Origin of the sequence: Microbacterium rhizophilum, from assembly GCF_039605615.1 — a bacterium.
GTDB lineage: Bacteria > Actinomycetota > Actinomycetes > Actinomycetales > Microbacteriaceae > Microbacterium > Microbacterium rhizophilus.
The window spans coordinates 54,239-67,082 of sequence record NZ_JBCNUN010000001.1; the positions used below are offsets into that span (position 1 = coordinate 54,239).

General features: G+C 72.9%; 16 protein-coding genes and 1 tRNA gene. 9 read left to right on the top strand and 8 right to left on the bottom strand.

Annotation, left to right across the window (positions count from 1 at the left end):
* Nucleotides 1-24: 24 nt before the first annotated feature.
* Nucleotides 25-657 carry a phosphoserine phosphatase SerB gene (serB, locus tag AAD528_RS00275; RefSeq protein WP_375339557.1) on the bottom strand — a complete coding sequence of 211 codons (633 nt, stop codon included), beginning with the start codon at nt 655-657 and terminating at the stop codon, nt 25-27.
* 72 nt (nt 658-729) lie between these two features.
* Here serB and AAD528_RS00280 point away from each other — a divergent pair, with 72 nt between their 5' ends.
* The 3 genes from AAD528_RS00280 (at nt 730) to AAD528_RS00290 (ending at nt 2,266) form a co-directional block, all read left to right on the top strand.
* Nucleotides 730-1,512: an ABC transporter ATP-binding protein gene (locus AAD528_RS00280; protein ID WP_345750046.1), complete on the top strand. Its 783-nt coding sequence runs from the start codon at nt 730-732 to the stop codon at nt 1,510-1,512.
* A gap of 99 nt (nt 1,513-1,611) precedes the next feature.
* Nucleotides 1,612-1,863 (top strand): type B 50S ribosomal protein L31, encoded by a 252-nt coding sequence (locus AAD528_RS00285; protein ID WP_345750047.1) that lies wholly within the window; start codon nt 1,612-1,614, stop codon nt 1,861-1,863.
* 91 nt (nt 1,864-1,954) lie between these two features.
* Nucleotides 1,955-2,266: a PASTA domain-containing protein gene (locus AAD528_RS00290; protein ID WP_345750048.1), complete on the top strand. Its 312-nt coding sequence runs from the start codon at nt 1,955-1,957 to the stop codon at nt 2,264-2,266.
* A 3-nt stretch (nt 2,267-2,269) separates the two neighbouring features.
* Here AAD528_RS00290 and AAD528_RS00295 read toward each other — a convergent pair whose 3' ends face one another.
* Both AAD528_RS00295 and AAD528_RS00300 read right to left on the bottom strand, forming a co-directional pair.
* Nucleotides 2,270-2,491, bottom strand: a complete 222-nt coding sequence (locus tag AAD528_RS00295; protein WP_345750049.1) for a hypothetical protein — start codon at nt 2,489-2,491, stop codon at nt 2,270-2,272.
* A gap of 20 nt (nt 2,492-2,511) precedes the next feature.
* A complete protein-coding gene (locus AAD528_RS00300; protein WP_345750050.1) occupies nt 2,512-3,381 on the bottom strand; it encodes a 3'-5' exonuclease in 870 nt (289 codons plus the stop codon).
* A 94-nt stretch (nt 3,382-3,475) separates the two neighbouring features.
* On the opposite strand from AAD528_RS00300, the gene AAD528_RS00305 reads away from it, so the two are divergent.
* Nucleotides 3,476-4,354 (top strand): alpha/beta fold hydrolase, encoded by an 879-nt coding sequence (locus tag AAD528_RS00305; RefSeq protein ID WP_345750051.1) that lies wholly within the window; start codon nt 3,476-3,478, stop codon nt 4,352-4,354.
* 3 nt (nt 4,355-4,357) lie between these two features.
* Here the strand turns inward: AAD528_RS00305 and AAD528_RS00310 are convergent, their stop codons facing one another.
* The 4 genes from AAD528_RS00310 to AAD528_RS00325 all read right to left on the bottom strand — a co-directional run bounded on the left by AAD528_RS00310 (nt 4,358) and on the right by AAD528_RS00325 (nt 7,471).
* A complete protein-coding gene (locus AAD528_RS00310) occupies nt 4,358-4,831 on the bottom strand; it encodes an Lrp/AsnC family transcriptional regulator (RefSeq protein ID WP_345750052.1) in 474 nt (157 codons plus the stop codon).
* A gap of 113 nt (nt 4,832-4,944) precedes the next feature.
* The gene (locus AAD528_RS00315) at nt 4,945-5,967 is read right to left on the bottom strand and encodes a DNA topoisomerase IB (protein ID WP_345750053.1); all 1,023 of its coding nucleotides are present in this window, start codon (nt 5,965-5,967) and stop codon (nt 4,945-4,947) included.
* 27 nt (nt 5,968-5,994) lie between these two features.
* The gene (locus AAD528_RS00320; protein ID WP_345750054.1) at nt 5,995-6,573 is read right to left on the bottom strand and encodes a histidine phosphatase family protein; all 579 of its coding nucleotides are present in this window, start codon (nt 6,571-6,573) and stop codon (nt 5,995-5,997) included.
* Between the two features lie 49 nt (nt 6,574-6,622).
* Nucleotides 6,623-7,471, bottom strand: a complete 849-nt coding sequence (locus tag AAD528_RS00325) for a Sir2 family NAD-dependent protein deacetylase (protein WP_345750055.1) — start codon at nt 7,469-7,471, stop codon at nt 6,623-6,625.
* Between the two features lie 28 nt (nt 7,472-7,499).
* Between AAD528_RS00325 and AAD528_RS00330 the strand changes: the two genes are divergently transcribed.
* Nucleotides 7,500-8,315, top strand: a complete 816-nt coding sequence (locus tag AAD528_RS00330; RefSeq protein ID WP_345750056.1) for a TrmH family RNA methyltransferase — start codon at nt 7,500-7,502, stop codon at nt 8,313-8,315.
* A 3-nt stretch (nt 8,316-8,318) separates the two neighbouring features.
* Here the strand turns inward: AAD528_RS00330 and AAD528_RS00335 are convergent, their stop codons facing one another.
* Entirely contained in the window at nt 8,319-9,155 is an 837-nt protein-coding gene (locus AAD528_RS00335; RefSeq protein WP_345750057.1) for an SGNH/GDSL hydrolase family protein, read from the bottom strand.
* A gap of 30 nt (nt 9,156-9,185) precedes the next feature.
* Here AAD528_RS00335 and AAD528_RS00340 point away from each other — a divergent pair, with 30 nt between their 5' ends.
* The 4 genes from AAD528_RS00340 to AAD528_RS00355 all read left to right on the top strand — a co-directional run bounded on the left by AAD528_RS00340 (nt 9,186) and on the right by AAD528_RS00355 (nt 12,798).
* Nucleotides 9,186-10,931: a DEAD/DEAH box helicase gene (locus AAD528_RS00340; protein WP_345750058.1), complete on the top strand. Its 1,746-nt coding sequence runs from the start codon at nt 9,186-9,188 to the stop codon at nt 10,929-10,931.
* Entirely contained in the window at nt 10,928-11,455 is a 528-nt protein-coding gene (locus tag AAD528_RS00345; RefSeq protein ID WP_345750059.1) for an SRPBCC family protein, read from the top strand. Before AAD528_RS00340 ends, AAD528_RS00345 begins: the two co-directional genes overlap by 4 nt.
* Nucleotides 11,456-11,521: 66 nt before the next feature.
* The gene (locus tag AAD528_RS00350; protein WP_345750060.1) at nt 11,522-12,595 is read left to right on the top strand and encodes a VIT1/CCC1 transporter family protein; all 1,074 of its coding nucleotides are present in this window, start codon (nt 11,522-11,524) and stop codon (nt 12,593-12,595) included.
* A gap of 118 nt (nt 12,596-12,713) precedes the next feature.
* Nucleotides 12,714-12,798, top strand: a tRNA-Leu gene (locus tag AAD528_RS00355).
* The last annotated feature ends 46 nt before the right edge of the window (nt 12,799-12,844 follow it).

Genomic DNA, 12,844 nt, shown 5'->3' on the forward strand with positions numbered 1-12,844 from the left:
ACCCTACGAGCGGCCGAGCGTCGCTCAGGGCAGCAGCGGGATGACCTGGGCCAGGTCGACGGGGCCGATCACCAGGGGAGCGGCTCGGCGGACGGCGGGCTTCGCGTTGAAGGCGAGGCCGAGGCCCGCGGCCTCGAGCATCAGGAGGTCGTTCGCCCCGTCGCCGATCGCGATCGTGCGGGACAGCGGCACGCCGTGCTCGTCGGCCCAGCGCACGAGCCACTCGCGCTTCGCGGCGGCGTCGACGATCGGGCCGTCGACTTCGCCCGTGAGCGCGCCGTCGGCCGCGACCAGGCGGTTCGCGCGCCACAGGTCGACGCCGAGGTGCGGGGCGAGCTCGTCGAGGATCTCGTGGAAGCCGCCCGAGACCACGCCGACCAGGCCACCGCGCGCGTGCACCGCGTCGATCAGCGCCGTCACGCCCGGGGTCGGCTCGATCCGGGCGCGCACGCGCGCGAACGACGCGACCGGCACGCCGGTGAGCTCGCGCACGCGCGAACGCAGGCTCTGGGCGAAGTCGACCTCGCCGCGCATGGCGGCCTCGGTGGCGGCGGCGACCGCGGCGCCGCGCCCGGCCTCGTCGGCGATCAGCTCGATGACCTCGTTGCGGATCAGGGTCGAGTCGGCGTCGAGGACGACGAGGAGGCGCGCGGTCACGAGCAACGAGCGTACCGGCAGCGGACCGCGCGTCCGGCCGGGCGGCGCCGCCCGCGCGGGTAGGCTCGGGGCATGCCCACTGTGCTCTCCTTCGAAGACGTCGTGGTCCGCCGAGAAGGCCGGAACATCGTGGATGGACTCACCTGGGCGGTGAACGACGACGAGCGCTGGGTCGTGCTCGGCCCCAACGGCGCCGGCAAGACGACGATCCTGCAGCTCGCTGACACGCTGATCCACCCGACGTCCGGCACCGTCGAGATCCTGGACGAGAAGCTCGGCCGCACCGACGTCTTCGAGCTGCGTCCCCGCATCGGCTTCGCCTCCGCCGCGCTCGCCCGCCGGATCCCGGCCGATGAGACCGTCCTGAACGCGGTGCTGACCGCCGCGTACTCGGTGCTCGGCCGCTGGAACGAGCAGTACGAGAACATCGACGAGCGCCGCGCGCTGCGGGTGCTGCAGGAGTGGCGTCTCGACCACCTCGCCGACCGCACGTTCGGCACGCTCAGCGAGGGCGAGCAGAAGCGCGTGCAGGTGGCCCGCGCGATCATGACCGACCCCGAGCTGCTGCTGCTCGACGAGCCCACCGCGAGCCTCGATCTCGGTTCGCGCGAGGTGCTCGTGGGCCTGCTGAGCGAGTACGCGAAGTCGCCCGTGACCCCGGCACTCGTGATGGTGACGCATCACGTGGAGGAGATCCCCGTCGGCTTCACGCACGTGCTGCTGCTGCGCGACGGCAAGGCCGTCGCCGCCGGCCCGATCGCGGAGACCCTCACGGACGCGAACCTCTCGGAGGCCTTCGGCCTGGCGATCACGCTCACCGAGGACGGCGGCCGCTTCGCCGCCCGAGCGCACTGACCGGAGCCGTCCGGATCGCCTCCCGCGCGATATCTGGTAGACTCGTCCGCTGGTGCCCAAGCACCGGAAGACTTTCAAACCCTCTTGGCAAGGACCCCCATGAAGACTGACATCCACCCCGAGTACAAGGCGGTCGTGTTCCGCGACCTCGGTTCGGGCGAGACCTTCCTCACGCGTTCGACCGTGAGCAGCGACAAGACGATCGAGCTGGACGGCGTCGAGTACCCCGTCATCGATGTCGAGATCTCGTCGGCCTCGCACCCGTTCTACACTGGCAAGCAACGCATCATGGACTCGGCCGGCCGCATCGAGAAGTTCAACGCGCGCTTCAAGAACTTCGGCTCCAAGTAAGCCCTCGTTCCTCCGAAAGACCCCGCTCCGGCGGGGTCTTTCTGCGTCTGCGGGCTTCCTGCGTCCGGCGTGCTGGATCTACAGTCGCGGCATGACCAGGCCGATGATGATCGTCCCCGACGTGGTGGGCTTGCCGTTCCACATGGGGCGGGATCTCGCCATGGAGGCGGGCGTCTCTCTCGCCAACCCGGATCCGGACGGTCCGCCGATCGGAGCGCTCGCGTGGCCGGGACTGTTCTGGATCGTCAGCCAGGATCCCGCGCCCGGCACACGGTTGCCCCGATGGGACTCCGTGCGGGTCGAGATCCGGAAGGACGAGGGCCCGGACGCGGCGGCGATGGTCCGCGAGCCGCCTCCGGCGGGCAGCCGTCAGGATGCGCGGGCCGCCGAGCCGGAGGATTGACGCTCAGGTCTCGTCGTCGACCCGGATCTCGATGGTCCCGTTGTCGAAGTCGAGGACGCCCGGGCCCTTGTCGGGCGACGGCGCGGGAACGGGCACGATCTTCAGGGACTGGGCCTCGATGTCGGCGTCGTGCGCCGAGGGGCGCCACACCGCGTCCATGGCCGATCCGGCGCCCTGCAGCGGGTACTTGCGCCGCAGGCGCTCCATGCCGTCGTCGCGGGCCATGAGGCGAGGTTACGCCGTCGTCAGCGCACCGGCCACGAGCCGTCCAGCGCCTCGGAGGGCTCGAGGCGGCCGATCTTGATGAAGTACTCCGTGAGGCTCTCGGCCTGCTCCCGCGCCCAGCCGACCTGACGGGTGTGCAGCTCGAGCACATCCTCGGGCAGGTGATCGGCGTAGCGCTCCGCGAGGGCCAGGGCGACGCGGCCGGCCGCGATCGCGTCCGCCGACGCCTCGTGCGCGGACTCCAGCGGCACGGCATAGTGCGCGGCGACCACGTCGAGCGTGCGCTTGCCCTTGCGGTAGCGGTCGAGCGTCTTGTCGATCACGAGCGGATCGATCACGGGCGCGGGCCCGTCGAGGCAGTCGAGCGCGTGGCGCTCGCCCTCGTACTTCAGCAGCGAGAAGTCGTACGCGGCGTTGTACGCGACCACCGGGATGCCCGCGGACAGCAGCGTGCGCAGGGCCGCCGTGACCTCGGCCACGACCTCGACCGCGGGACGCCCGTGCGTGCGCGCGTGCTCGGTCGTGATGCCGTGCACGGCCGTCGCGCCCTCGGGGATGTCGACGCCGGGGTCGGCGAGCCAGTGCTCCTCGTGCACGACCTCGCCCGCGGCGTCGAGCAGACCGACGTACGCCGTGACGATCCGGTCCTCGGTGACGTCGACGCCCGTGGTCTCGAGATCGAACACGCCGATCCGGTTCGTCCAGCGATCCACCGGGACGTCGACGACGGCCTCGACCTCGACCACCGTCTCGACCTCGACCTCGACGACCGTCTCGACCTCCACGGACGCCGCGGCCTCGACGCGCGGCACCCACGTGGTCGTCTCACCGGGGTGATCCAGCTCATCCAGCTCGAACAGCGGGGGCGGATCCGGCCACGACCTCGTCATACCTCCACACCGTAGGGCGCGGGGCCGACATTCCCCGGCTGCCACACCGGCGACGGCGAACGAACGCCCAGACGCCCGTCCGTAGACTCGATCCGTGCCCGTCGCCTCGCCCTACGCCGCCCCGCTCGCCGAGATCCCGGTCGTCCGCCGCGAGGCCGCGATCCTGGGCGGCCGCACGGCCTACTGGACCTATGGACCGGATGACGCGGCCACGACGATCCTCGCGGTGCACGGCTTCCGCGGCGAGCACCACGGGCTCGAGCCGGTCGTCGCGTTCCTGCCCGACGTGCGCGTGATCATGCCCGACCTGCCCGGCTTCGGCGAGACGCCGCCGCTGCCGGGACGGCGCCACGACATCGACGCCTACGCCGACTGGCTCGACGCGTTCCACGCGGCCGTGGCGCCCGAGAGCATCGTGCTCGGGCACTCGTTCGGATCCATCGTCGCGTCGGCCGCCGTCGCCCGCGGCCTCGCGACGCCCCGGCTGATCCTGGTCAACCCGATCGGCGCGCCGGCGCTCGAGGGTCCGCGCGGCATCCTGACCCGGCTGGCGATCCTCTACTACTGGGCCGGGGCCCGCCTTCCCCGCGCGATCGGCACGTGGGTGCTGCGCAGCAGGGTCGTCGTGCGGATCATGTCGGTCGCCATGGCGAAGACCCGCGACCGCGGCCTGCGCGCGTTCATCCACGACCAGCACGATCGGTACTTCTCGAGCTTCTCCGACCGCGAGGTGCTGCACGACGCCTTCGTCACGAGCGTGTCCCACGACGTCAGCGAGTACGCCGAGCGGATCGCCGTGCCCACGCTGCTGGTCGCGGCCGACCGCGACGACATCACGCCCATCGAGGCGGAGCGCGTGCTCGCGACGAGGTTCGCGGATGCGTCGCTCGTCGAGATCGCCGGCGTCGGTCACCTCATCCACTACGAGAAGCCGGGCGAGGCGGCCGCGGCCGTCCGGTCCTTCATCGCGTGAGGGTCACGGCTCGCGGCGTGCGAGCTGCATCAGGCCGCTGACCCGGTAGGGCACGGCCTCGCTCATCACGAGCGACGTCTCGGTGCGCTCGACGCCCTCGATGCCGAGGATCCGCGCGTCCACGTCGAACAGGTGGCGCGCGTCGCGGCATGCCACGAGCGCCAGCAGGTCGGTCTGGCCCGACATACCGTGCACCTGGACGACCTCGGGCACCGACGCGAGCTCGTTCGTGATGCGCGGCAGGTCGACCTGGCGCACGCCGATCGACAGGAACGCCTCGAGCGGGAAGCCGAGGGCCGCGGTCGAGATCGAGCGCTCGAACGAGCGGAACACGCCGGCCTTGTCGAGGCGCGCCATGCGGGCCTGCACGGTGTTGCGCGAAAGGCGCAGGCGCTCGGCGAGCGCCACGACGGTGGCGCGGGGGTCCTCGCTGAGGGCGGCCAGCAACTCGAGGTCGACGTGATCCAGGGAAGCCATAGTGCGAGACATTAGCAGGATCTCGCGGCCCGATTTGCGCATCCTGCTCAGTCGTTATCGGATCGATTGCGCGGGCTGGCCTGCATGCCGCGCGGCGACTCTGCGCGATCCGGTCACGCCGACGCGAGCTCCCGGATGAGCCGGCGCGTCGCGCGCTCGAGCGCCAGCTGACGCTCGTCGGGCGACTCGTAGGAGCGGCGCACGGCGCGCACGATCGTGCGGCCCTCCTCGTACGCCGACACGACCCGCGGATCCACGTACGACGTGCGCGCGAGCGTGGGCGTGTTGCCGAGGAAGTCGGCGACCTCGCGCATCGCATCCGTCACGACGCGCCGCCGTCGCGTCACGCCGCCGCGTCCCTCGCGCTCGAGCTCGTCGGCGCCCGCTGCGATCTCCGCGGCGGCGAGGACCGTGGCGTGCCACGTCCGGAAGTCCTTCGCGGTGGCCTCCATGCCGGTGATGTCGCGCACGTATTCGTTCACCATCGCGGGCGTCACGGAGCGCCAACCGCCGTTGCGACACGCGAGCAGCGTCTCGCCGTCGTCGCGCCGTCGTCGCAGGGTCTCGACGGCCGCCGTGACGGGCTCGTCCTCGATCTCGATGCGGTGATCCACGCCCGACTTGCCGGTGAAGGCGAAGACGAGCGCGCGCCCGTGGCGCGTGACGTGATCGCGGCGCAGGGTGGTGAGGCCGAAGCTGCCGTGCGCGTCGGCGTAGACGTCGTTGCCGATCCGGAAGCAGCCGAGGTCGAGCAGCCGCACGGCGAGAGCGCAGGCGCGCTGCGGCGGCATGCCGTCCAGGGCGAGGTCGTCGAGCACCCGCGCCCGCGCGCTGCCGAGCGCCCGCCCGAAGTCCAGCACGCGGTCGAACTTGGCGGCGTCCCGGCGCGTGCGCCAATCGGGGTGGTAGAGGTACTGCCGACGGCCCGCGTCATCCGTCCCGACGGCCTGCAGATGCCCGTGCGGGTATGGGCAGATCCACACGTCGCGCCACGCGGGTGGAATCGCGAGGGCGCGGATCCGGGCGACGTCCTCCTCCGGCAGGCGGTCGCCGTGCTCGTCGAGGTAGAGGAAGCCGCGACCGGCGCGACGACGGGTCCAGCCGGGCTGATCGGGCGAGGACCGGCGCAGGCGCACCACGGGTGGGGACCGCGCCCGGGGCCGTCAGGCCCCGGCCTCCGGGGCGACGAGCGACGCCGACTCGAGCACGAGGCCGTCGGCGGTGAGGCGGAACAGCGTCACCGATGCGTTGTCGATCCGCTCTCCGGGACGGGGGAGCGCGCCGTCCGTCGCGAGCCCCAGCAGTACCCGGATGACGCCGCCGTGCGCGACCACGACGGTCGGCTCGCCGGGGGCGTGCTCGACGACCGCGCCCAGGGCCCGCAGCGCGCGCTCGGCGAGCTCGTCGGTCGACTCGCCGCCCGGCACCACGCCCGTGCCGTAGCGCTCGTGGAAGTCGGACACGAGCGTGCCCTCGCCGACGCCGTAGTCGCGCTCGACGAGCCCTGCGTACGTCGTCGGCGCCTGGAGCCCGAGCGCGTCGGCGATGATCCGCGCGGTCTCGCTCGCGCGCTGCAGCGTGCTGGACGTCACGCGCGCCCAGCCGCCCTCCCGCAGCGCCTCGGCGGCGAGCAGCGCCTGCGCGCGCCCGGTGTCGTTGAGCGGGATGTCGGTGCGTCCCTGGATGCGCCGCTCGGCGTTCCAGTCGGTCTGGCCGTGGCGCACGAGAGCGAGGAGAGTCACCGTTCGATCGTATGGCGTGTTCCTGGGCCGAGGCTCGGCGAGGCGTCGTTCAGCGGGCGGCGGGGAGGGCGCGCGCGAGCTCGCCCAGGACCTCGGTCGTGCCCGCCTCGATCCGCACGGTCGCGCGGCTGTCGGCGCGCGTCTCGCCGCGGTTCACGATCACGACGGGCAGCTTGCGGCGCCGGGCGCGCTCGACGAAGCGGATGCCGGAGTTCACCGCGAGCGAGGATCCCGCGATCAGCAGCGCCTCGCTGCTGTGCAGCAGCTGCTCCGCCTCGCGGAACTTCTCTGCGGGGATGAACTCGCCGAAGAACACGACATCGGGTTTGAGCATGCCGCCGCACACGCTGCACTCGGGGATCACGAAGTCCTCCGCCGACTCCGGCAGCACGTCGCCGTCGGGCCCGAGCCTGACGTTCTCCGGCACGGCGATCCACGGGTTGTCGCGCTCGAGCCGCTCCGCGATGTCGCGCCGGTCGAAGACCTGCCCGCAGTGCGTGCAGAACACGCGGCGCATCGTGCCGTGCAGCTCGACGACGCGGTGGCTGCCGGCGCGCAGGTGCAGGCCGTCGACGTTCTGCGTGATGACGCCGGTCGCGACGCCGTCGCGCTCGAGGGACGCCAGGGCCTCGTGGCCGGCGTTCGGGGCTGCGGCGGTGAACGCCCGCCAGCCGAGGTGCGAGCCGACCCAGTAGCGCCGGCGCGCGGCCTCGTCGCTCAGGAAGGTCTGGGCCGTCATGGGCGTGCGGCGCGGGGCGCCCTGGCCGCGGTAGTCGGGGATGCCCGAGTCTGTCGACACGCCGGCGCCCGTGAGCACGGCGACGCGCCGGCCCGCGAGGGCCTCGATCGCGCGGCCGAGGCCCGCGGTCGTGGGGTCGTCGAGGTGGGGGACGGGCACGAAGCCGAGTCTAGGGAATGCTGGACGGGTGCAGATCCTCCCCGTCGAAGACCCGGCCGACTCGCGGCTCGCCGACTACCGCGACCTCACGGACGTCGCGCTGCGGCGCGTGCTCGAGCCCGCGGGCGGCCTGTACATGGCCGAGTCCGCCAAGGTGCTCGCCCGCGCCCTGGCCGCGGGCCACCGGCCGCGGTCGGTCCTGACGCAGGAGCGGTGGATCCCGGAGCTGGCGGACGTCCTCGCGGGTCACGAGGACGTCCCGGTGTACGTCGTGCCCGCCGACGTCGCCGAGGGCGTCACGGGCTACGCGGTCCATCGGGGAGTGCTCGCCTCGATGCACCGCCCCGAGCCCCCGGCGGTCGCCGACGTTCTCGCCGGGGCACGTCTCGCGGTCATCCTGGAGGACATCGTGGACCACACCAACGTGGGAGCGGCGTTCCGGGCGGCCGCGGGGCTCGGCGCGGATGCCGTCCTCGTCACCCCGCGCTGCGCGGATCCGCTCTACCGGCGCAGCGTCCGCGTCAGCATGGGCACGGTGTTCCAGGTGCCCTGGACCCGCCTGCCCGAGTGGCCCGAGGCGCGCGAGCAGCTGCACGCCGCGGGCTTCCACATCGCGGCGCTCGCGCTCGCGGACGACGCCGTCTCGCTCGACGACTTCGCAGCGACCCCGCCCGAGCGCGTCGCGCTGCTGATGGGCGCGGAGGGGGACGGACTGTCGCGCCGCGCGCTGGCGGCCGCCGACGGGGTCGTCACGATCCCGATGGCGGGGGGCGTCGACTCGCTCAACGTCGCCTCGGCGAGCGCGGTCGCGCTGTGGGCCGTGAGCCGCGGGCAGCGAGGCTGAGGCTCAGTCGCGCGGCTCGAGCGCGCCGAACGGCATCGCCTCGGGGCGCTTGGCCGTGACGTTGTCGCCCGAGGACTGGTGACGCAGGCGCCGCAGCACCCAGGGCACGAAGTGCGTGCGCGCCCACACCAGGTCGCCGCGGCGCGCCTCGCGCCACGTCGCGGCCGGGAGCGGGTCGGGCTGCATGGGCTGCAGGTCGTTCGGAACGTTCAGCGCGCGCAGCACCATGCGGGCGACCTCGTGGTGCCCCAGAGGATTCATGTGCAGGCGGTCGTCGTCGAAGAACCGCGCGTCCTGGATCGTCTTCAGCGCCCACTGGTCGGCCACGATGCAGTCGTACCTGTCTGCGATCGCGCGCAGGTTCTCGTTGTAGATCGCGACGCGGCCCCGCAGCGGACGGAACACCGGCGTGAAGCTCGTGTCGATGCCCGTGATCACCACGACCGTCGCGCCCTCGGCGCTCAGCCGCGCGACGGCGTCCTCGAACTGGGCCGCCACGGCATCGGGATCGCCGCCCGGCCGGATGACGTCGTTTCCGCCCGCGCAGAAGGTCACGAGGTCGGGCTTGAGCGCGATCGCCGGCTCGAGCTGCTCCGCCACGATCTGCGCGATGAGCCGCCCGCGGACGGCGAGGTTGGCATACGCGAAATCGTCCACCTGGCGCGAGAGCACCTCGGCGACGCGATCGGCCCAGCCGCGGTGGCCGCCGGGGGAGCCGGGCTCGGGATCGCCGATGCCCTCCGTGAACGAGTCGCCGATCGCGACGAAGCGGCGCCAGGGGTGGGGTTCCTCGTTGTCTACGAAGGGGGTGCGGACGGTGTCCGAGTTCTGATCGGTCATGTCGGTCCTAACGGTTATCGTTGTTCTCCCATGCTGTCACCGTCCTACCCGCAGAGAGCTCCGTGGGGCACCGCGGGCAAGCTGCGCGCCTGGCAGCAGGAGGCCCTCGATGCCTACTTCGAGGCCGACAAGCGCGACTTCCTCGTGGCGGCGACGCCCGGCGCCGGAAAGACGACCTTCGCGCTGACGCTGGCGGGCGAGCTGCTGCGCACGCGCGACATCGACCGGATCGTCGTGGTCGCGCCGACCGAGCACCTCAAGACCCAGTGGGCCGACGCGGCGGCGCGCGCGCACATCCGGCTCGATCCCGTGTTCCGCAACAGCCACACGACCTTCTCGCGGCAGTACCACGGCGTCGTCGTGACGTACGCGCAGGTCGCGGTGAAGGCATCCGTGCACCGGGCGCTGACCGAGGGCGGGCGCACGCTCGTGATCCTCGACGAGGTGCACCACGGCGGCGAGGCGCTCAGCTGGGGCGACGCGCTGCGCGAGGCGTACGGGCCGGCGAGGCGCCGCCTGCTGCTGAGCGGCACGCCGTTCCGCAGCGACGACGCGCCGATCCCGTTCGTCGACTACGCGCCGGATGCGCAGGGCCTGCGCACCTCCATCACCGACTACGCGTACGGGTACGGCCGCGCCCTGGCCGACGGCGTCGTCCGGCCCGTGCTGTTCCACGTCTATTCGGGCCACATGAAGTGGCGCACGCGCGCGGGGGACGAGCTCGAGGCGCACCTCGGCCAGGACAACATCAAGGACGTCACGTCGCAGGCCTGGCGCACGGCGCTGGATCCGCAGGGCGAGTGGATGTCCGCCGTGCTGAGGTCCGCCGATCTGCGGCTCACGGAGATCCGCCATCACGTTCCGGATGCCGGCGGCCTCGTGCTCGCCACCGACCAGACCGCGGCACGGGCGTACGCCAAGCTGCTGCACTCGATCACGGGTCAGCGCGCGACGGTCGTGCTCTCGGACGACGCGGAGGCGTCCGCGCGCATCGAGCGCTTCGCGGACAGCACGGATCGGTGGATGGTCGCGGTGCGCATGGTGTCGGAGGGCGTCGACGTGCCGCGGCTCGCGGTCGGGGTGTACGCCACGTCGTCGTCCACGCCGCTGTTCTTCGCGCAGGCCATCGGCCGCTTCGTGCGCGCGCGGCGCCGCGGCGAGGCCGCGAGCGTGTTCCTGCCGCACGTGCCGACCCTGATGACGCTCGCGAACGAGATGGAGCGTCAGCGCGATCACGTGCTCGATCGCGGGGAGAAGGACGAGGACGGCCTCGACGACGGCCTGCTCGAGGCCGCCGAGCGCGAGGACAAGGCCTCCGACGCGCTCACCGAGGAGGGGTCCTTCGAGGCGCTCGGCTCGGTCGCGCACTTCGACCGCGTGGTGTTCGACGGCAAGGAGTTCGGCCAGCTCGCGGTGCCCGGCACCGAGGAGGAGCAGGAGTTCATCGGCCTGCCGGGGCTCCTCGAGCCCGAGCACGTGCACGACCTGCTGATGCAGCGGGTGGCGCGGCAGTCGCGCCACCGCTCGGTGCGCGAGGCGCGCGAGCAGTCGGGCGAGATCGAGCCCGCCATGCCCGCGCCGCTGCACCGCACGCTGAAGGAGCAGCGCCAGCTGCTCAACAGCCTGGTGGGCGTGTACGCGCGGCAGACCGGCGACCCGCACGGCGTGATCCACGCCGAGCTGCGCCGCCGCTGCGGCGGACCGGAGGTCGCCAAGGCCACCGTGGCTCAGCTGCAGTCGCGCATCGACGTGCTGCGCAAGCGCGTGCGCTCGTGATCCGGAGGCGGTCTCCCGCGGCCCCGCGCGCCCGCGGCAGATACTCGTTCCGGACGACGTGGCATGTCGCCGCCGCTCCGGAGCGCTGCTGGGCCGAGCTCGAGCGCACCGCGACCGGCGCCGCGTCGCCCTGGTGGCCGGGTATGCGGATCGTCGAGCCGGCGGGCGCTCTCGTGCCTGACGCGCGGATCGCCATGCTCGTGCGCGCGCCGCTCGGCTACCGGCTGAGATGCACCCTGCGGATCGCGGAGGTGGATCCGGGCGCCTCCCTGGCGGCCGACAGCGACGGCGATCTGACGGGCCGCGGCCGGATCGAGATCGCGCCCCACGCGCGCGGCACGCGGATCCGGATCGACTGGGACGTGACCGTGCGCCGGCCGTGGATGCGGGCCCTCGGCCCCGTGCTGCGGCCGGCGTTCGCGGGGGCGCACGCGGCGGTCATGCGGGCGGGGGAGCGCGGCCTGCGCCGCGTCCTGGAACGCGACGCTTCGGGGATCCGAAATCCTCCCAATCCCGGCGACTGAGCCGGGCGCGTGCGGGCGTGCTGGGTAGCGTGGAGGGATCCGTCCTCGTCCCTCCAAGGAGGCCCCTTGAGCGCGCCCGCCGCCACGCCCGCCGACCGCCGACGCTGGGCGCAGTACCTCGCCGACGAGCGCGCCGAGGCCAACGTCTACCGCCGGCTCGCGGCGTCGAAGACCGGCGAGACGCGCGCGATCTTCGAGCAGCTCGCCGCGGCCGAGGGGCGACACGAGGCACACTGGCTGACGCTGCTGGGGGGCGAGCCGCCGCGCATGCCGCGCGCGAGCGTGCGGACGCGCATGCTCGGATGGATGGCCGGTCGGTTCGGCACGCTGTTCGTCCTCGCGCTCACGCAGCAGGCCGAGGCCCGGTCGCCGTACGACACCGAGCGCTTCGCGACCCCCGCGATGCGCGCCGATGAGAAGGTGCACCACGAGGTCGTGCGCGGGCTCGCGGCCCGCGGCCGGCGGCGCCTGTCGGGCACGTTCCGCGCGGCGGTGTTCGGTGCCAACGACGGCCTGGTGTCGAACCTCGCGCTCGTGCTCGGTATCGGCGCGACGGGGGTCTCGCCGCAGGTCGTGCTGTTCAGCGGCGTCGCGGGGCTGCTCGCCGGCGCGCTGTCGATGGGGGCGGGCGAGTTCGTGTCGGTGCGGTCGCAGCGCGAGCTGCTCGACGCGACCGAGCCGACGACGTTCGGCGTGCAGGCGCTGCCGGACCTCGACATCGACTCCAACGAGCTCGCGCTGGTCTACCGGGCCCGCGGCATGCCCGAGGACGAGGCGATCGACCGCGCGCGCCGGGCGATCGCCGAGGCGCACGCCGGCCGGGTGCCGGTGCGCACCGGCGCGATCGACATCCACGAGGTCGTCGGCGGCGCGTGGCGCGCGGCCTCCTCGAGCTTCCTGTTCTTTGCGAGCGGCGCGGTCATCCCGGTCCTGCCCTGGATCCTCGGCCTGACGGGCGTTCCCGCGGTCCTGGTGGCGCTCGTCCTGGTCGGCCTCGCGCTGCTCGGCACGGGCGCGACCGTGGGGCTGCTGTCGGGCGCCCCGCCGCTGAAGCGCGCGCTGCGTCAGCTCGCGATCGGCTTCGGCGCCGCGGCCTTGACGTACCTGCTGGGCCTCGCCTTCGGCGTGACCCTGGGGTGAGCCGGATGGACGCGCCCGGGGGCGCGGCGCGATTCGTCAGCCCGTTCACTGCGTGGTAATGTTTCTCTTCGGTCGTGAAAGCGACCACAGCCCCGATCGCAGGGTCGGGCACCTGGTTGCGCGGGTGGCGGAATAGGTAGACGCGCTAGCTTGAGGTGCTAGTGCCCGTATAGGGCGTGGGGGTTCAAGTCCCCCCTCGCGCACAGCTCGAAGGCCCCGGAGAGATCCGGGGCCTTCGTCGTTCCGGGC